This window comes from Paenibacillus sp. NPDC101420 (assembly GCF_050277435.1).
Classification (GTDB): domain Bacteria; phylum Bacillota; class Bacilli; order Paenibacillales; family Paenibacillaceae; genus Paenibacillus_AQ.
Genome location: NZ_JBNNSE010000001.1, coordinates 675,290 through 693,541 on the forward strand (window position 1 = coordinate 675,290; position 18,252 = coordinate 693,541).

General features: G+C 41.3%; 20 protein-coding genes. 2 read left to right on the top strand and 18 right to left on the bottom strand.

Annotated elements, in window-relative coordinates:
• Positions 1–123 precede the first annotated feature (123 nt).
• From ACQKMP_RS03165 to ACQKMP_RS03215, 11 genes are all read right to left on the bottom strand, one after another.
• The gene (locus ACQKMP_RS03165) at positions 124–1,206 is read right to left on the bottom strand and encodes a nucleotidyltransferase domain-containing protein (protein WP_339802822.1); all 1,083 of its coding nucleotides are present in this window, start codon (positions 1,204–1,206) and stop codon (positions 124–126) included.
• A gap of 84 nt (positions 1,207–1,290) precedes the next feature.
• Positions 1,291–2,595: an alkaline phosphatase family protein gene (locus ACQKMP_RS03170; RefSeq protein ID WP_427468803.1), complete on the bottom strand. Its 1,305-nt coding sequence runs from the start codon at positions 2,593–2,595 to the stop codon at positions 1,291–1,293.
• On the bottom strand, positions 2,592–3,851 hold the full coding sequence (locus tag ACQKMP_RS03175; RefSeq protein WP_427468804.1) for an MFS transporter: 1,260 nt from the start codon (positions 3,849–3,851) through the stop codon (positions 2,592–2,594). The genes ACQKMP_RS03170 and ACQKMP_RS03175 overlap by 4 nt, the downstream gene beginning before the upstream one ends.
• Before the next feature lie 108 nt (positions 3,852–3,959).
• Entirely contained in the window at positions 3,960–4,784 is an 825-nt protein-coding gene (locus ACQKMP_RS03180; RefSeq protein ID WP_427468805.1) for a hypothetical protein, read from the bottom strand.
• A gap of 24 nt (positions 4,785–4,808) precedes the next feature.
• Positions 4,809–5,390 (bottom strand): DJ-1/PfpI family protein, encoded by a 582-nt coding sequence (locus ACQKMP_RS03185; RefSeq protein ID WP_339247294.1) that lies wholly within the window; start codon positions 5,388–5,390, stop codon positions 4,809–4,811.
• Between the two features lie 16 nt (positions 5,391–5,406).
• The gene (map, locus tag ACQKMP_RS03190; RefSeq protein WP_076299489.1) at positions 5,407–6,153 is read right to left on the bottom strand and encodes a type I methionyl aminopeptidase; all 747 of its coding nucleotides are present in this window, start codon (positions 6,151–6,153) and stop codon (positions 5,407–5,409) included.
• A 32-nt stretch (positions 6,154–6,185) separates the two neighbouring features.
• Positions 6,186–7,106 (bottom strand): hypothetical protein, encoded by a 921-nt coding sequence (locus ACQKMP_RS03195; protein WP_379421910.1) that lies wholly within the window; start codon positions 7,104–7,106, stop codon positions 6,186–6,188.
• A gap of 365 nt (positions 7,107–7,471) precedes the next feature.
• Positions 7,472–8,104, bottom strand: a complete 633-nt coding sequence (locus ACQKMP_RS03200; RefSeq protein WP_076282991.1) for an SGNH/GDSL hydrolase family protein — start codon at positions 8,102–8,104, stop codon at positions 7,472–7,474.
• A gap of 161 nt (positions 8,105–8,265) precedes the next feature.
• The gene (locus ACQKMP_RS03205; protein WP_042187216.1) at positions 8,266–9,444 is read right to left on the bottom strand and encodes an NAD(P)/FAD-dependent oxidoreductase; all 1,179 of its coding nucleotides are present in this window, start codon (positions 9,442–9,444) and stop codon (positions 8,266–8,268) included.
• 39 nt (positions 9,445–9,483) lie between these two features.
• Positions 9,484–9,927 carry a DUF1641 domain-containing protein gene (locus ACQKMP_RS03210; protein ID WP_042187214.1) on the bottom strand — a complete coding sequence of 148 codons (444 nt, stop codon included), beginning with the start codon at positions 9,925–9,927 and terminating at the stop codon, positions 9,484–9,486.
• Positions 9,928–10,133: 206 nt separating this feature from the next.
• On the bottom strand, positions 10,134–10,976 hold the full coding sequence (locus ACQKMP_RS03215; RefSeq protein ID WP_427469203.1) for a DUF2785 domain-containing protein: 843 nt from the start codon (positions 10,974–10,976) through the stop codon (positions 10,134–10,136).
• Between the two features lie 263 nt (positions 10,977–11,239).
• Between ACQKMP_RS03215 and ACQKMP_RS03220 the strand changes: the two genes are divergently transcribed.
• On the top strand, positions 11,240–11,857 hold the full coding sequence (locus ACQKMP_RS03220) for a nitroreductase family protein (protein ID WP_339247283.1): 618 nt from the start codon (positions 11,240–11,242) through the stop codon (positions 11,855–11,857).
• A gap of 107 nt (positions 11,858–11,964) precedes the next feature.
• Here ACQKMP_RS03220 and ACQKMP_RS03225 read toward each other — a convergent pair whose 3' ends face one another.
• The 6 genes from ACQKMP_RS03225 to ACQKMP_RS03250 all read right to left on the bottom strand — a co-directional run bounded on the left by ACQKMP_RS03225 (position 11,965) and on the right by ACQKMP_RS03250 (position 16,035).
• Positions 11,965–12,585, bottom strand: coding sequence for a hypothetical protein (locus tag ACQKMP_RS03225; protein WP_340968910.1), 621 nt, complete (start codon positions 12,583–12,585; stop codon positions 11,965–11,967).
• A gap of 71 nt (positions 12,586–12,656) precedes the next feature.
• Positions 12,657–13,805: a DNA polymerase III subunit beta gene (gene dnaN, locus ACQKMP_RS03230; RefSeq protein WP_427468806.1), complete on the bottom strand. Its 1,149-nt coding sequence runs from the start codon at positions 13,803–13,805 to the stop codon at positions 12,657–12,659.
• Complete coding sequence (locus ACQKMP_RS03235) at positions 13,806–14,141, bottom strand: hypothetical protein (protein WP_231573432.1); 336 nt, start codon at positions 14,139–14,141, stop codon at positions 13,806–13,808.
• Between the two features lie 179 nt (positions 14,142–14,320).
• Complete coding sequence (locus ACQKMP_RS03240) at positions 14,321–14,806, bottom strand: DUF3888 domain-containing protein (RefSeq protein ID WP_081951092.1); 486 nt, start codon at positions 14,804–14,806, stop codon at positions 14,321–14,323.
• Positions 14,807–14,866: 60 nt separating this feature from the next.
• Positions 14,867–15,829: a phosphotransferase enzyme family protein gene (locus ACQKMP_RS03245; protein WP_427468807.1), complete on the bottom strand. Its 963-nt coding sequence runs from the start codon at positions 15,827–15,829 to the stop codon at positions 14,867–14,869.
• Entirely contained in the window at positions 15,826–16,035 is a 210-nt protein-coding gene (locus ACQKMP_RS03250; RefSeq protein ID WP_427468808.1) for a hypothetical protein, read from the bottom strand. Before ACQKMP_RS03250 ends, ACQKMP_RS03245 begins: the two co-directional genes overlap by 4 nt.
• Positions 16,036–16,208: 173 nt before the next feature.
• Between ACQKMP_RS03250 and ACQKMP_RS03255 the strand changes: the two genes are divergently transcribed.
• A complete protein-coding gene (locus ACQKMP_RS03255; protein WP_427468809.1) occupies positions 16,209–17,423 on the top strand; it encodes an MFS transporter in 1,215 nt (404 codons plus the stop codon).
• A gap of 103 nt (positions 17,424–17,526) precedes the next feature.
• On the opposite strand, the gene ACQKMP_RS03260 is transcribed toward ACQKMP_RS03255, so the two are convergent.
• Positions 17,527–18,231 carry an SAM-dependent methyltransferase gene (locus tag ACQKMP_RS03260; RefSeq protein ID WP_427468810.1) on the bottom strand — a complete coding sequence of 235 codons (705 nt, stop codon included), beginning with the start codon at positions 18,229–18,231 and terminating at the stop codon, positions 17,527–17,529.
• Positions 18,232–18,252 lie beyond the last annotated feature (21 nt).

Here is an 18,252-nt window from a genome sequence, read left to right on the forward strand (position 1 = left end):
GCAAATCAGACGCCGCTAGTATGATATCTATTATTTTACCCATATGACTTAAAATAATCTTATCGTTCCATAAAAAATGAAAAAACCAGACTACGAAAATTCGTAATCTGGTACTCTTCTCTATCACACCTTCAAGTATTCGTTATATAATTCCTCAAAAGTATCGTATCGTTCAACTTTCCTTCCCACCTTATTATATTCTTCCAGATATTCATCCATGACCTGCAGGAACTGCTCTTTAAATAAATGCAGATGATCTGAATCAAAATACTGCATAATATCAAACTTTTTTGTTCCCCTTGATTCTGTCATTTCATCAAGAAAATTTTGTGTGCCCATGGCTGCATAATAAGCATAAGATTTATCATTTAATTCCACACTTGCTATAACCTTATTGCGGCAGTTACACCATAATTCCTCAAAGGTGCCACCAAGATTATCATAGGTTGGGACAGGCTGAATCACAAAATCCTTATACATTTTATTATATAAATCATTGACGCTTTCTAAAAATCTATATGATGCACTTCTGATTTCAACGATAGTCTTCGCATCGATCACAGCCATATATATATTTTCAAAATCATCAGGAACATAACGATACGTAGCTATTTCCTCCAGATATCTCTTAAGTCCCCTTTTAAAATAGGTATTGTTCAAATGTGTTAGAGCATTTACCGAATTGTATACAACTTCGCATGAAGCATACCTCACTGCTCCGATATCTTCAGAAAGTAATGTATTCGTATATTCTTGTTTTGCTATGTCTATATTCTTTTTCGCTCTACTAATACATTCACTCCCTATAGGCTTAGCCAAAGCATCGAGAGCTCTTTGTTTATATAAGTTTAGCTTTTCCAGATATTCGGGTTTCGCACAATATAACAGCTCTAAATCTATCAGACACGAAATCATTGGGCTCTCAAGATTCGCTTGATCTTCTATCCTTGTTTCCCATGGCGTACAATAGATGTCGTATCCAACATCCTCCAGAATAAAACACGAAGATATCCCCCAGCCTTGGGCCGTGTTATTAATTATAATTAGATCAAGATCGCTTTTTTCATGAAAATCTCCGGTACTGAAAGAACCTGTAAGCCCAATGATTGCAATGTCATCAGGAAAATCTCTCTTAGCACGTTCAATAACCATACTAATAAGTCTGTCATTTTTATTTAGAATTTTTTGTCTAATATCCGCATCCATATCCAATTCTCCCCTTAATCCATATTAATTCCATTGTATATGGATATCGCTCAAGTAAATATCCCGACTTTATCTATATTCAATCTATACCAAGAAAATCTCATCTAAAGGTCTTCCGTCACAAGGATTAAAATCAATCCCTAAAATCTTTGCCATCGTAGGAGCTATATCTACCATTTTGAGATCCCCTATGGGAAAATCACTTTTCACCTTATTCCCTGAGATCACCAAGTTGCATCTATAATCCTCTTTATCGGGAGAGTAGCCATGCGTAGCATATTTAATCCCTTGTTTGTCCAAATCAACAATCGTAGGTTCATCCATGCTCTCATCGAAACAATAGCCTCTTCTAGCTTCAAGCATATATTTAGTAGATGGGCCCACATGAAGTTGATTCAGCCGCTCTCTAGTATACATTTCCTCTATACCTGAAGCGTCATCATCCATATATTCCTGAATAACAGCTAACGCTAATTGTTCAGCTTCTTCATCACCTTCTTTAATATGCAGATAAGCGGATCCGCCCCCACACTGAAAGTAAGCTCTCCACTTCATTTCGCCGTTCTCTTTATAGATCAACCCTTTTTCCTGCAAAAGGTTGTTCAAATGCACTTTGTACCGAACATTGAACTGGCCATGGTCACCCAAAACTAAAAAAACCGTGTCATCCTTTATCCCGGCTTCATCCACTGCTTGCATTATATCACCTAATCTCTTATCCATACGTGTGATTACCCGCTTCACTTCACCGCTGTCAGTACCGTAGACATGCTTGGCGTCATCCAGATCAATCAAATGCATCATAAGAAGATTAGGCTTTTTACGCTTAATCGTTTCCATCGCACACTTTGTCGTGAAGTCATCCAGATAAGGCTGTTCAATTCCTTTTCGAAGCCGTCCATATTTCAGCTCCATTTTAATGCAATATAACGGGCTCCCGCTTTTTAACACCTTCAGTGCCTGATTTTCGTTGTTGATGGCTCTGATTTCAGGGATATTATATTGGATTGAGGATTTCCCTGATACCGGCCAGAGGATTCCTGCGGTACTCATGTTATGCTCGCGCGCAGCATCATAAATCGTGGGCACCTTTATCGCATTTCTGAACCAGAACCAGCTTTGCTCCTTTTCCTTCACAAACGGCTGAAATGGATTATTATGGTGGATACCATGCTTATCTGGATATACACCGGTTGCTATCGTAGTGTGTACCACATAAGTGAGCGTGGGATATACACTTTTTAATTGATTACTATGCGCTCCGTTCTTAATCAATTTCGATAGGTTTGGAAGACGGCTGGCCATTTCCCATTGGTCTTCTGAAAAGGCATCGTAAGAGATGACAATCAGATGTTTGGCCATTGCCGTTTGTTCTTTGCTTGACTTCATAGGATAAGTCCCTTCGGTTCATCTTGTTCAAGCTTCTCTTTTGGTAAAGTTATAAATACGAAGAATCCAATAATGAATAGTGGGATAATCGCTAAAATACTAAATTTAGCGTTGCCTGTTAGGGTAGTTGTTAATGACATTACAGCAGGACCCACAATCGCCGCAAACTTGCCAAAGATATTGTAAAAGCCAAAGAATTCATTGGATTTTTCCTTAGGAATAATCTTCGCATAATAAGATCTGCTAAGCGCTTGAATCCCTCCCTGGGCAGATCCAATTAGCGCTCCCAGAATAAATATATGCCACACTGAAGTAATAAAGTAAGCCGCGATACAAGAAATAATATATGTAAAAATCCCCACGATGATCATCGTTCTAGCTGAGTATTTTTTGGCAAGATTACCGTACAGAATAGCACACGGAAATGCGATGATCTGGATAACTAATAATATCCCCAGTAAAGTAAAGGTATCAAAAGCATCCGCACCCAGTACCGATGTGGCATATGGCACTACCATTTTAATAATCGTATCTACCCCATCAATATAGAGAAAGTAGGCGATCAAGAATACAAATACTACTTTATGCTGTCTGACATTTTTAAACGTGTCTCCCAGTCTTTTAAAGCTATTAATGACCGGTTTGGGTTCAGGTTCTATGTAATATCTTTGCTGCACATCCTTGATCATAGGCATGGTCAGCAGTCCCCACCAAAGGGCAGTGATTATAAATCCAATCTGATAGCCGATTGATTTATCCATCCCCATAAACAGAATCAGCAGTAAGCTGATACCGAATGGAATAACGCTGGCGATATATCCAAAAGCAAACCCTTTTGAGGATACCTTATCCATCCTTTCATCCGTGGTTACATCCACCAGAAAAGAATCATAAAAAATATTGGCCCCGGCAAATCCTATGACTGACAAAATATAAAATACAATCAATAACTGCCACTGCCCACTCGCAGGTGCAACTAAAGCCAGCGAAGCAGTAGCTATCACACCGATCAATGAGAAAAATATGAAGAAGCGTTTTTTCTTATCCTTATAATCTGCCATCGTTCCTAAAATCGGGCTAAGGATGGCCACCAGAATACTCGCTATGGAATTAAAATACCCCAAATCCATGCTGTTGTTAACATTCGAAAACATCCCAAATACAATAGGCAGTAAAGCCGTTGTAACCGCCATCGAATACGCCGAATTTCCACAGTCATATAAAATCCATGATTTTTCCTCTTTACTTAGTTTCATCTAACAGCCACCTTTTCACCTAGTTCCTTCTGTTATATCACTTAAGCATATGTGGCATGTTAAATGCATGTAAAACTACACTTCATAATTCCACTGGAGAGCTGATCCTCATGTCCTCTCCTGTATTGTCAAATTTTTAAGGACCTCAGCAACCTGTAGAGCATACTTTTTACTCAAACGTGACTTACCAAGATTACTCTTCACAATCTTAATCATTCGGGTATCTCGGCTCTTAGCGAATTTCTCCAGCATGGCAAAGCCCGCTTCAGGTTCACTCGCCACAAATACACTTAAGCTGTATTCAAGCCCCTTAGATAATACACGAAAATGCTCAGCGTCCTCATATTGCACTTCCCCACTACCCATATTTTCCATGATTCGAGTAGCCAACTGAAGACAATAAAGCGTATTCTCTTTCTCTTTTAAAAGAGGAGGATGCGCTAACGCTGCTACAAAAGCTCTTTGTTCAAGCCCGTTCGCACCCTCCTCCCACATGTCGATCAACTGCCTGATAAGGGCAAAACCATCCTCCCCTATACTTTGCAGCGCCATAGCAGACGCTTCACGCATCCTCCATCTGGAGTCGTTCATGGCTGTCTTAATGATGCTCTGAATCATAATTCGCTGCTCTTCTTCAGCGTAGCTGTAATAAGCGCCCAGCGCTCTAACCGCACAAAACGGCAGAAACTCACGGGGATCATTCACCCCAGCTTCTGCCTCTGTAAGATTAGCCCAGGAATTAAGAAACTCCCAGTCTGTCCCTGTTAGTTTAGGATGGGCAAAATGTTTGGCAAAATTTCCTGATAGCTCCAAATTCACTCGTGGTCCGGGAAGATTGCTCTCCTTCATCAGCAAATCTCTAAGCTGTACCCACTGCTCCTTATCGCTTACCCATTGCTGAAACAGCATATCAACCATTTTTTGTCCAGCCATCTCTGGTCCCTCCGGTATTTACCTTTAGATTTGAACAATCCCCTGCATCTCGTATGGATAATCAATCTGCTTTTTTACCGAATTCATCGCTGCTTCTCCAGCCAAGCGTGAAATCAGATATAACCCCAGATCAATGGAAGTGGACACTCCACCACCTGTAATCACATTACCATCATGCACAATACGGGTCTCCACAACTTCTTCACAGTAAGGTTTTAGTAATTCATAGGCAGATGGATGGGTAGTAGCTTTCTTCCCTCCTAGCAGCCCCGCAGCCCCAAGCAGCAGTGAGCCTGTGCAGACAGATACCTTATAAGGAACATTGTGAGCACCAGCAATCCACGAGACAAAACCTTCATCATAACGAAGTTTCCGTGTCCCCATCCCTCCAGGTACAAATACCATGTCATACTCCGAAAGCTCTGGCAGCACTTTTCCAGCTTTAACTGTGAAACCTAACTCATCCGTCACTTCCTCCGACGCTGCACATATATCCCAAGACAAATTTTTGCCGATTTCAAATTGCCCCAATCGATAAATAACATCATAGAACCCCGCAAAATCTAAGAACGTAATCCCGTCAAAAAGTATAAAGGCGATTTTCAATTTCGCACTCTCCTCTTTATGGCTTGGTTAGGATAATAGGCTCACCTTTAGTCACAATAATCGTATGTTCAAACTGTGCTACCCGGCCATTGTCTACGACACTCAGTGTCCATCCATCCGACTGCTGCTCCACGTAATCTGCTCCAGTAGAAAGGAAGGGTTCAACCGTAATCACCTGTCCCTCTTTTAACACTGTAGTCACTCTTGGATTGTAGAAAGGTAAGATTTCAAAAGGCTTCTCATGGAGTGATTTGCCAATCCCGTGGCTGCACAGATTACGTACCACTCTATAGCCGCGTTTCCGAGCTTCGAGTTCCATCATTCTGCCAATCTCATTGACCTTCATCCCTGCTCTCAGATGATTGATCACGCTCATCATAGTTTCCTCTGCACTCTGGCATAGTCGAAGAATGTCATCATTATAAGGTGGTAGTTGAAACGAAACTCCGGCGTCCCCATAATAACCATTCAGTTCAGCAGATACATCAATATTGATCAAATCACCAGCATTAATCACTCTAGGACCAGGAATCCCATGAGCAACCTCTTCATTCACACTGATGCAGGTGCTGCCTGGAAAATTATACGTTATCATTGGGGCTGAAGATGCACCGAATTCCGCTAGAATTTCAGCTCCAATCTTATCAAGCTCCGCTGTTGTCATACCTGGAGTTACTTTCTTTTTCATCTCGGCGATGGTATGTCCTACTACTTTCCCTATGGCTTTTAGCCCTTCTAAATCTTGTATGGTATCACTCGTCATCTATCACACAACCCTCTCACTTCTGGTATGAATCACTTGTCTAACTTCTGAAATGCACTTCCATTCCACTGAAAAATATCTTCCATCTGTTTACCCGCTACATTATCGTAATAACTTCTCTTGAAGCTATGATCATCCACTTTATCAAGCTTTATCGAATACCCCTTTGGACTGCTGATAAATAAATCAGAGCCGAGTTTGATCCCTAATTCCTCTATAACGTTATTTTTTCTAAGCGTAAATAGCTTGTAGTAGTAACCGTTACTGGATCCGTACTGACCAATCGTAAAATCCGGATCGCCGTCGCCATTATAGTCCTCAAACTGAATTTGAAAAAAATCATTAAATATTATGGGATCCTCAAAATGTTCACTGAGTGGAAAGCTATTCAAAGTTCTCCCTTGATTATCGATAAGAACAAGCCCAAATCTGCCACTCCAATTCCTTCCCATCAACGGACCTGGTATTGTCCAATCCTCACTGTAGGTTCCATCTAAAAGCTGCAGATTCAAGAATCCAGTTCTATTAGTTAAGGGATAGAGATCATTATGTGATATCGTTACTGGCCCTGTAACCTTAACAGAAGACTCCAGCGACTCCGTCTGTTCTATGTTCGCCTGATCTGCTGTTCCATAGATGAGTTGTCTTATTTGATCTGCGTTTTTCACCGGAATAGAGTAGCCCTGACCACCATTCTCAGCTGTAGTAAATACTCCTTTATAACCGGGTTCATCACCTATTGCTATGTAATAATCCTTCGAGTAGCCATCACCATAAACAAGTTCCATTTTAAATTCAGGGGCCCAATCCAGCTCCCCCGATAATTTATTGCTCTTGTTCATAGCCTCCGAAAGCGCCTTAATCAGAGCGGAGTCCTTCAGTATTAGGGTCTCAAAATGTTCGGGTCGATCAACTTGGTTCTGATCACTAGTTGTTACAGGAGTTAAAGACACTCCGGCGATCCACCTTGCATTGATGAAGCCCACCTCATTCTTACACCCGCTTAAAAGAGCAACCAAGAACAAGGGTACAACCCATAGTAATTTCCTAATGCGAACCACCTCCAAGAAAAGAAACATAACCTAATTATAACAGCGTCCATAAATATAAAGAAATCGACTTTCCGAACCATTACAAGCATAAACGCCTTCGGCTTCCCTATAAGGACGGCAAGTGTTTAAGCGAGAAATATAAGGATAATTTATAGCATGGAGCATATAAATTCTTATATTTTTAAAAAAAGACTATAACCTGCTCCTTTAATGAGTGGTTCTAGTCTTATAAAATCAAGTAAATATGTAGTGATATGATCAGACGATTAAGCTTGAATTGCGCTAACCGTCTTAAGCCAAGCCTCTGCAATAAGTGCATGGCCCGCAGGTGATGGATGTACTCCATCCGGAGCCCAATAAGCAGGCTCTGCTTTCACGGATGCCGCAGCAAACAGGCCATCCAACGGAACAAGTAATGCACCATATTCACGTGCCAATTCACGAACAATGTGAATTTTAGGGTCCAAATCCTGGCGCCAAGTTCTACGATCTTCTGGGACAGGCAACACAAATGGCTCGATTAAGACTAAATTAGCAGCCAGCGAATGCTGCGTGCGTTCGATCAGGTCACGATATGCAGCTTCAAATTGTTCAGGCGTTGTTTCCTGACCAGAATCAAAGCGGCGCCAAGTGTCATTTATCCCAATATATATGGACACCCAAGTCGGCTTCAGATTCAGGCAATCCTTCTCCCAGCGTTCCTGCAAATCTACTGCACGGTTGCCGCTAATTCCACGATTATAGAACGTAAGATTCTTCTCAGGATATAAATGCCCCAGACGAGCGGCGACCATCAATGCATAACCTACACCAAGCGATGAAGCATCATCATAATTACGACCCCAATCCGTTATACTGTCGCCTTGAAACAGAATGACATCGTTTTGTCGGAATAACATCACGTAATCCTCCCCTATTTTCCCCTGTTAATATTAGCCAATATAGTATATCAAAAATGAATACTACGTACTAGGACAATCATTAACAATTCATGGTAGAAACCACTAGAGATCAACAAAAAAACCTGCTCAAATTAGAGCAGGTTTTCCTAATAATACAATTAATAAGCTAAGCTAAACAATCCTTTAATGTGGGACAAGTAACGAATATTACTTGCTTCCTTCATCAAGGTTGCAGGCAATCCTTTTAGCGGAGTTGAGCTAGCACCAACGATGGCTACACCGTCTTTACGACCTAAGCTCGCAAGCGTACCTGAGTTGATCGGACTAAAGGATTCAAATGATTTATCCTTCAAGTATGCATAAAGATTGTACCCGATCAATTCGCCCATTTGCCAAGCGATTTGTGCAGTCGGTGGATATGGACGACCATCTTCGGCAAAGACAACGGCGCTGTCACCTGCAACGAATACGTCTTTGTGTGATGTGGATTGCAAGAACTCATTTACCGTTGCACGACCACGGTTCACTTCAAGACCGGATTCACCAATCAGTGGATTTCCTTGTACGCCGCCAGTCCATACGAAGGTGTTAGCAATAATTTTTTGACCATCTTTCAAGTCAATGACATTATCCGCTACATTCGTAACAGGTAGTCCTGTCAAGAATTGAACACCACGTTTTTCTAAGCTTGCCACTGCGCGTTCGATCAATGCATCTGGCAATACTGGTAAAATCTTAGGACCCGCTTCAACCAGCATCAGTTTAATTTCTTTAGGATCCACGCCATATTTCTTAGTGAGTGTTGGCAACACATCAGCGATTTCACCAACAAGTTCAACACCTGTTAAGCCACCGCCACCGATTAGGATGCTTGCATCCGCTGGATTTTTAGACTTCGCATATTCACGGATACGCTCATCAATATGACGATGAATTCTGTTAGCATCTGCTGCCGATTTCAAAACCATACTGTATTGCTCAAGACCTGGAATGCCAAAATAAGCCGTAGTGCTTCCAAGACCCACAACTAAAGCATCGTAGGACAATGTCACACCATCAGATAGTGTAATTTGTTTGTTTTCAACAGAAAAAGAATTCACCTTTGCAATTTTCAGGTCGATATCTTTACCTGCAAAAAGCTTAGCTAATGGCATAGCAACAGCACCTTCTGCAACACTACCCGCTGCAAGACGATGCAATTCTGTAATAATTTGATGTGTAGGATATTGATTAACGACTGTAATTTTAGCTTCGTCCTTCTTCAGGTACTTGCGTACAGTTAAGGCGCTTAGTAGACCACCATAACCTGCTCCTAGAATGACAATATGTTTAGACATGATGTTTCCTCCGTCCTTACGAATGAGATATAAAAAATATTATTTCTGTTGACTGCGTTCGCCGGCAACTTGAAGATAAGCATTTACGAAACGGAAAAGCTTCTGTGCTTGTGGATCTTTCATCATCTTCATAAGACCAAATACACCGATCACATCGCTATTTTCATTCGCACGATCTTGCGCTTCGATCACTGTAGCTGCCATATTCTTCGCCGAATGCACCACTGGTTCAGCAAGTTCTTTAATTGCACTTACCGTATCACTTTTCAAGACTTCATCCGCAGCAACAGTTTGAACAAAGTCATATGACTTTGTGAGCACGCCGACAAGCTCTGTTAATTTTGGCAACTGTTCCACTAAGACAGTTAACGACTCCTGAACTTCAGGCTTCAATAGCTGCTCTAGAACATTCATTTGTTCTTGAGTGACAGCTAATTTTGGTGATTCTTGCTCAGGTTGTGTTTGAGTGATTGTTTCTGACATATCCGAATCTCCTCTGCAAATAAGCTTTGCTGCTTAATAGTAATAAAAAAATAAAAACTTATAACGCCATATTTCTATTATAGCACTTATCAAGTTATAAATGTCACAAAGTTTTTGATTTTTTCTAAAGTTTTGTGATTTTTATTACATTAAAATAAATTAGTCATAATTTTCGATATTTTATACATGCATAGATGATTAAATGCTTATTGTGTAAATTTATTCAAATTCATCTCCGCTTTCAATAAAACCTCGACCATTGCCGGATTGTTCTTTAATGGTAGCAATCTAAAATACAGAGAACGAACGAAATTTTTGGTGTTCACACGAGCAACGTACTGGCCACGGCTTCTCGGCCACCCCCCACATTGCTCCAAGTTGCGAATCCAGTCGACAATAGATTGTTGTGGAAGTAAATGATGATCTATCATTGTAGCTACAATCGTAGCGATCCGTTCATCTTCTTCGTCGCTAAATATGTGCTGATCGTTGTAAAGCATCCTTTGGATGACTGCCAAAACCTCTTCCCTTATTGCAGCATCACTCTCCGAGCAGAGTACCAGTTCATCCAAGGCATCTGCGCCATGGGCTGCAGCATGAGCCCAGCCTTCTTCAGGCATAAATCCTCGTAAATCCTGTTCTTCCTCATAATATCTAATCAGCGCTTCCTTCACATTTGTAAACTCTGCGCTAGCTAAAAAAGCCTGTTCCCTATGCCGCTGAAGAATCAGCGCAACGATCAGTACCGAAAACGTTCTTGTGAACACAGCCTGATCTTCTTTGCTGCCAATGTGATAGAACAAATGCTGCTCGTCAAGGAGAATCAAAAGTAGTTCACGAAGCTCCGCATCACTAAACCATTGTTTCTCGTTAATCCATTTGTAGAAGGTGGAATAAATCAAGTCGTCTCGTAGCTTCGGCTGCGGATCTCCTATGTACTCAAGCATCAATTTCACATAATCCCTTAATTGTTCTCCACTTCTAAGCTCGTAATCGTTCTCTTCAATTCTTTGCAAGTCTTTTATCAACTGCTCTCTAGTATCGTTCAACATTCCCACCCTTTCATTAATAAAAGCAATTTAAATTTTTCGTATCCTAATATCCTAATTTACATCCCAATATTTTACAACATAGTAATTATTCTTCGACATTCCAAAGTACTTAGAGAGCTGAATGTAAATGAAGTGAATTTAATCATTGACGAATATAATTAACTGTGCTATTTTGAGTTAGTAACTAATAGTTAGTACATTTATAAATATCACTTATTTATAATTAACAAGCAAATACATAATATATGGAGGAATAACTCATGAGCGCTTTTACAGATTTGATTGAATCCCGCAGGTCTGCTATGAATTTTGTTGAAGGGGTGAAGATCCCTCAGAATGAACTAGAGGAAATGTTCTCTTACGCCAGATTGGCTCCATCTGCATATAATCTTCAACATGCCAATTATAAAGTGGTTGCTAATGAGAATTTAAAAGAAGAGATTCGTAAAGCGGCTTACGGTCAATATAAAATCCACTCCGCCTCAGCGGTAATAGTGGTGCTCGGGGATAAGAATGCTTATCTAAAAGCCCCAGAAATCTTCGGAGGACTTAAAGCTTTAGGGGCTATGAGTCAAGAGGATTATGATGCAGAGATAGAAACGATTAACAATGCATACAAAGGAAATGATGCTTTCCAAAGAGATGAGGCTATTCGGAATGCTTCTCTGTCTGCCATGCACTTCATGCTGATTGCCAAAGATAAAGGCTGGGATACCTGCCCGATGATCGGCTTTGATCCGGAAGCGATTCAATCCACTTTAAATCTACCCGATCATATGGTACCGGTTATGCTGATCACTATCGGCAAAGACAAGAAACATAAAATCAGACCACGTGGCTATCGTAAACCGGTCAATGAATTCGTTGAATTTATCTGAGGGATATTGGAAGATATCGATAGATATAACAAAAGCGTTTCATCCGATATTTGAAGTTCGGATGGAACGCTTTTTTACTAAGGATGTGAAGCTTAAATCTTTCTTCACTACTTAGCATACTGAAGAATTGCAATTGCTGCTCGTTCCCGTCGTTCGGCGTTCTCACTAACAAGAGCTTCCTTCAATATATCGAGCGCCATTGATAATGTCTCTTCATCCACATGCATTCGATTACTCACCGCTTGCTCTGAATCAGAAGAACCTGTAATCCACAGATCCACACGAGCACTAGGCATCGGCCCCTTATACTGTTTGACCACTCCACTATCGCTAAGAAACTCTTTTATCCCTGCGTTTAGATCGGTTATAGGAAGACTTTTCAGCCAAGTTACACCACGTCGATGGCATGTACCGATGTCTGGCGCGTCAAATAATTCATTGTAAAAATAATCGCCAAGATCTCCTAGATGTACCCAGTCGCCATCACACACCAGCACATAATCGCCATCCTGCATCGTATGTACAAAGAGTTGAATGGCTTGTATATGTTCTGTAAGCTCCAACTCACTGTATTGGTATGTATGAATCATCCGATCACGGAGGTCCACTTTACTGATGTTCTCCAAATCCCCTATTCCGGGATATCCGATACTCACATAATTATCCTCTAAAAATGCTGTGATTCGTTCGGTCCCAAGCGGTTTTGATCCCATCTGAAACAGATTCATAGATCATCCCTCCAAGTAATTAATATAATATTTTTCCAGCAAAGAGAACTCTTCATAGCAAGCTCATATGCCTATCCTCCATCCTGCGTCCTCATTGGTGTAATTAAAAAAAGTGTGGATGAAGTCATGTCTACAGGCTGTATCACCAGTGGTCTTTCTTTTCCAGCAAATTTTATTCTAAGCGTCTCACTATCGATCGCCCGAAGGATGTCTCTGAAATATTTCCCGTTAAAAGCTACTCGAAAATATTCACCTTCTAGATACTCCAATGGAATCTCCTCTTTTGCCTCACCTACATCGGCGGTCCTGGATATTAAATGAAGTATACCGGAGGGATATACACCGAGCGTTACACTTTCACCAGCCAATATAGCAATACGTTCAACCACACGTAACAAACGCTCTGTCTTAACGATCACTTCAGATATATATACTTGTGGAATTAAATTATCGACATAGGGATAAGTGCCCTCAAGTAGCGCAGACTGAACCCTCAAGCCATCAGAAATAAATCTGATTTGTTTCTGACCTATATCGATTTGGATGCTGCTGCCCTCATCATCGTTTATTATTTTTAAAAGATCCTCAAGGGTGCTGCCCGGTATAATGACATTTAAAGGACTTGCTCCGTAATCTTCTACGTTTTCAACAACATGCTGAGCGAGGCGGATGCCATCAGTGGCGACTACGCGAATGTTTTGATTATCTATTTGAAGTGAAACACCTGTGAGCACAGGTCTAGTCTCCAACGAAGAGACCGCAAAAACCACATGTTTAAATATTTGCTTCAAAAGTGTGTTCTTCATGCGTATCTTTTTGGTGTTTGGATGATCCACGTAATGGATTCTCGGAAATTCTGCAGTGTCCATCCCGCATAAACGAAACTGAGTATTGCCCGATTGGATATTTAGAATCAATGTCTCTGCGATTTCCAGCCTAATTAATCCAGGGTCAAGCTTGCGGATGATCTCATAAAAATAACGAGCGGGCACTACGATCTCACCTGGTTTGTGTACAATCATCGAATCAATCTTCACAGGAAGCTTATATTCAATGGTCATTCTTATATTGCTGGCTGTTAAAGTCAGACCCTCCGCTTGCGCCTGAATATGTATTCCGGAAAGAACACGGGAGGAACTATTCGCGGATATAGCTTTTAAGGCTGCTTGTAGTGCAGTGCTAAGAGAATCTTTTGACACATGGATTAGCAAAGACCTCACCTAACTCTCCTTAGATTCCTTTGCAAAATGTGCCTCAATAATGTTCCGAAATACCTGGGAGCGAGATACGTTCTGTTCCTCACAGGCCTGCTCTATCTCCTGCCAGATGTTTTCTGGTAACGTCAAAGATACCTTTTTAGTTATACCGGTGCTTTTTCTGCCAGCCCCTTCCCGAAGACCTCCCCTCGTAAAAAGAAACCCTAACTGCCCGTCTTTAGTAGCTACGCCTACCTTAACTTTATCCTTAGAGCTGCTTGTGATATCGCTTGTGATTTTAGAATTGAATTCACTTAAAATTTCATCTCTGTGTTCGTCTTCGAATTTATGATCACTCAATCCTCACACCTCATAATTTGAATTTAGTAACTAAAATCAATAAATCCACTATTTTCATAATACCATACATGCCAATAATCCACCACCATTCTAGACACAAAAAAAACACCCCATAGATCGGAGTGTGTGGTTAGCTGGGTAAGCGTTCGAAATTGTGATTGTAAGAGTTAATTACCACACTATCTCAAGATATTCTGGTAATTTGGTGTAAGGTCAGACTTTCGTGGGTCTCTCAAATGCTTGAATGATTCTAACTTCACCTTAGGACCAGGAGTGATTCTAAAAGTCATAGTGTCCTCTCCAACGGAAAGATGTGGACCCACTGTAGGGTGTATATTGAGTGTAATTAAGAAATCAAACCGACGAAATCCATTCACTCGCTTTATATCTGTAACATCTACTAAATAAGGATACACTGTAGGAGTTACCGTCAGAAGTGGCGCATAAATCTCAGCCATTTTTTTCTCAATATGGGGTAAAAGGAAGAGCATTAGTGTGTCTTTGTACATGAGCTCGCGGGAATCCTGATCTGGAAGCTTCGGTTCCGATTCAGATCTAAGCGGAGCCTCAGATTGCGGTTGAACTAAGCCATTAGCGGAGCAAGGTTGTTGCCCCAGCAAGAACATACCTGCGATAAGAAGAGGAGCAATCCAGCTTTTTTTCATCAAAATAGCCTCCTTAGGGAACTTTTTATAAATTCCCCAATGAGGCCCTATTTTTATACGCTAAATCTCAATTGTGTTAAAAAGAAAGGGATCTCCCCTAAGATAATTCCTTAGAATCGCTTGCGCATAAGGCTGTTCTGCTTTCAGTCCCTCGGTTTCTCTAGGGTCGGGTGCGTGATGGCAATAATTTTCGATCATAACCATGACCGTAAAATTCTCTAAAGTCTGAAACCACTCCCCATCAAGCTTGGCCACACTTTCGTAACCCTTAATGACCAGTACTCTTTGTAAAGGATACAACCCTAGAATGGTATGTGCCACATCATAAAGATAATATCCCCAGCCACATCTTCCGAAATCAATCGGTCGAGGTTCACCCTCTTTAAATATGATGTTCCCTTGATGTAAATCACCATGGATAACCCCATAAGTCCTTCTGTTCTTATTTTTATGCTGCTTGCTTAACCAGCCGTATAATTTCTCAGCCGCAGACTGATACAGCACGAACTCATCATCCGAAAGAAAACTATGGTAGTGCAGCTTTAATCGGAGCATTGCTTTTCTAAAACTATGTTCATCCCACACAGGACGATTAAAGCCTGGAGGTAACTCAAGCTGCTGTGCCGCTTTATGTAGCTTGGCTAATAGAACGCCTTCTTTGTAAATTTGTTCTTCGGTAAGTCTTTCGTTCGCATGTTCGCCTTCAACCCAGCGCATTAACGATGCATATATACCATCCTCATTACCTTGCTCCACTTTGAACGTAACAGAACCCGTTCGATCATGAACGCCTTTCGGCAGAGGGACATCGATTTTGCTCTTCAAAAGCTCCAGCCAAGCGATTTCGGAGTTAATTTCTTCTTTAGATCTCCCCGAGTGAAGACGCAGCAAAAAAGTCCCCTCTTTATTAGTCTCTATTACAAAAGTGCAGGTGTCCGATCGTTGGATAAAACGAATCTGTGTCCAATCGAGGTCAAAGTGCCAGAGCGCCATTAAAGCTGCTTGCTTATAATTATTTCTCATCGCAATGGAATGTACACATCAACCTCATCAGGCCACGTAGGATTAGCAAACTGATAAACTTCAATAGCCAGTGCATGATCATACTGCTCTCTCTTCATCGCTTCTACTCTTTCCGTCTCGTGCCCTACAAAAGAAGAAGTAATACTCAAGCCTATTAGCTTCATCTCCGGTAATTCGAGCACTTGGGTTACACCTTCATCCATCATGAATAATTCATCCCTTCTATGATTATTTAAAATGAAAATATCTGAAATAAATATTTCTCTTGAAAATAATTTCAGAAAACTAAATAATATAAAGCAGTACTACTTGTCGGATCTATCATCTTAATAAGGGTGGAGCTTCATTACAGACAGAAGAAAGGTTGAACATCGGCACCATGAACGCAATTCCAAACCTCAACAAGGAACCAGCCCGTGTGGAAAAAACACGCAAAGAACCTTTTCCCATCTCTATTCTTTCGCTTACGGTAGGCGCTTTTGCCATTGGAATGACTGAATTTGTCATCATGGGTATTTTACCAAATGTCGCCAAAGATTTACAGGTTAGTATTTCTACTGCAGGTCAGCTCATCACGATGTATGCCCTTGGGGTAGCCGTCGGTGCTCCTATTCTAACCATCCTTACACAACGAATTCCGCAAAAGAATCTGTTATGCCTGCTCATGGTATTATTTATTCTAGGCAACGGAATCTCTGTATTTGCTCCAAACTATACCGTTCTTATGGTTGCTCGTATCATCACAGCTTTAACACACGGGACTTTCTTTGGCGTTGGTGCAGTGATCGCTTCTAATCTGGTCAAGCCCAATAGGCGGGCCGGAGCCGTATCCATTATGATGGCTGGTCTAACGATTGCTAATATCGTCGGTGTTCCTCTAGGAACATTTATTGGGCAAAACATGGGCTGGCGCGCCTCATTTGCTGCGATAGCAGTCATGGGCGTCGCTGCACTAATCGGCATTCTTATTTTCATTCCAAAGATTAAACAAGACAAACCTGCTAGTGTAATCCAGCAAATTTCTGCGCTAGCTAATCCTAAACTGCTTCTATTCTTACTGATCGGTGCACTTGGTAACGCCAGCTTATTCACAGTGTTCACTTATATAGCGCCACTGCTAATGGAAGTTACCGGCTTTGCCGAGCATAGTGTGACATGGATTCTAGTTCTCTTCGGCTGTGGTGTAACCATCGGGAATATCGTTGGCGGGAAGCTTGCAGATTGGAAGCTGATGCCTTCTATCGTGGGACTTTATTTCGCGGTTAGTGTCATTCTTACGATCTTTTCCTTCACAATGCATAGTCCAGTAGCCGCGGTCATCACAATATTCTTCTGGGGTTTGGTATCCTTTGCGGTCATGCCAGGACTACAAATACGGATCATGAGTCTGGCTCAGGCCGCTCCTGCCCTCGCTTCTACAACCAGTCATTCTGCAGGTAATCTCGGAAACGCAACAGGTGCCTTCATCGGCGGATGGGTCATTTCTCATCTTGCGATTACTTCGCTGCCATGGGTCGGTGCCGTTCTGGTAGGACTCGGTCTGGTACTGGGGATTGCTTGTTATGTAGCAGAACGTAAAGAGAAAGTGGCGTAATTTTTATAGGCTTATATTAAAAAACGAGGGTGTCTCCAAAGCGATGAAAATGGCTTAGGGACGCCCTCGTGTTTCATTTTACAAACTATAGCTATCTACTATCTTATGGCTTCATTCTTCTAATGCTCAGCATCTGATTTGCCCCTTTTTGAAATTCATAAGGAACCTCCATCTCCTCCACAGCGAATCCTTGTTGAACCATCTCATCTATAAGGCGATTTAAATGCTCATATCTTTTGCAAGACAGATCAACTAAAGGGAAAATACGAAGCTCTCCGCTAGTCACCCGCATAAGTTCATTAATAGTCCTTAGATGAAAATCATAGTCCAGCCGATCACTATACATAAATAGGAAATGCGCAGACAAAGTCAGATCAAAATCCTCATCATTGAACGGCAGATTAGGTAAAATCACAGGAACATATCGCTCCGGGGTTTGTCTCTGATCCCTGATGTTATCGTTTAAAGCCCTACTCCTCGTTTGTGTCAAATCCTCTATAGACTCGAAGTAGTCCCATACAAAATTGCTCTGTACCTTAACCAGTTCAGACATAGCATGCTCAATATCTTGAACACCTTTATCTTCAAGCTCATCCGCAGAGTAATAATAAGCGATATCCGCAGCAGTCACGTCACTCCCTAACTGATTCGATATCGCTGTAAAAGAGCAGGCACCTGCAGGACAATCCAAAATCCGCCTGCCTACAAGATCCGCTTCTTTCAATTTGAACATCTGTAAATATTCCTCAAAGGTCCTTCCTATAAAAACAATCCTCTCCAACTCAAGCTTTCCCTCTACTCCGCTCATCTCATCTCACCTTTCCTCATC

Coding starts and splice junctions, on each gene's coding strand:
- ACQKMP_RS03170 (WP_427468803.1), bottom strand. CDS start 2,595: ATGAAGTCAAGCAAAGAACAAACGGCAATGGCCAAACATCTGATTGTC.
- ACQKMP_RS03245 (WP_427468807.1), bottom strand. CDS start 15,829: ATGAGAAATAATTATAAGCAAGCAGCTTTAATGGCGCTCTGGCACTTT.
- ACQKMP_RS03210 (WP_042187214.1), bottom strand. CDS start 9,927: ATGTCAGAAACAATCACTCAAACACAACCTGAGCAAGAATCACCAAAA.
- ACQKMP_RS03240 (WP_081951092.1), bottom strand. CDS start 14,806: ATGAAAAAAAGCTGGATTGCTCCTCTTCTTATCGCAGGTATGTTCTTG.
- map (WP_076299489.1), bottom strand. CDS start 6,153: ATGACGAGTGATACCATACAAGATTTAGAAGGGCTAAAAGCCATAGGG.
- ACQKMP_RS03165 (WP_339802822.1), bottom strand. CDS start 1,206: ATGGATGCGGATATTAGACAAAAAATTCTAAATAAAAATGACAGACTT.
- ACQKMP_RS03225 (WP_340968910.1), bottom strand. CDS start 12,585: ATGAATCTGTTTCAGATGGGATCAAAACCGCTTGGGACCGAACGAATC.
- ACQKMP_RS03255 (WP_427468809.1), top strand. CDS start 16,209: ATGAACGCAATTCCAAACCTCAACAAGGAACCAGCCCGTGTGGAAAAA.
- ACQKMP_RS03220 (WP_339247283.1), top strand. CDS start 11,240: ATGAGCGCTTTTACAGATTTGATTGAATCCCGCAGGTCTGCTATGAAT.
- ACQKMP_RS03260 (WP_427468810.1), bottom strand. CDS start 18,231: ATGAGCGGAGTAGAGGGAAAGCTTGAGTTGGAGAGGATTGTTTTTATA.
- ACQKMP_RS03205 (WP_042187216.1), bottom strand. CDS start 9,444: ATGTCTAAACATATTGTCATTCTAGGAGCAGGTTATGGTGGTCTACTA.
- ACQKMP_RS03200 (WP_076282991.1), bottom strand. CDS start 8,104: ATGTTATTCCGACAAAACGATGTCATTCTGTTTCAAGGCGACAGTATA.
- ACQKMP_RS03180 (WP_427468805.1), bottom strand. CDS start 4,784: ATGGCTGGACAAAAAATGGTTGATATGCTGTTTCAGCAATGGGTAAGC.
- ACQKMP_RS03175 (WP_427468804.1), bottom strand. CDS start 3,851: ATGAAACTAAGTAAAGAGGAAAAATCATGGATTTTATATGACTGTGGA.
- ACQKMP_RS03250 (WP_427468808.1), bottom strand. CDS start 16,035: ATGATGGATGAAGGTGTAACCCAAGTGCTCGAATTACCGGAGATGAAG.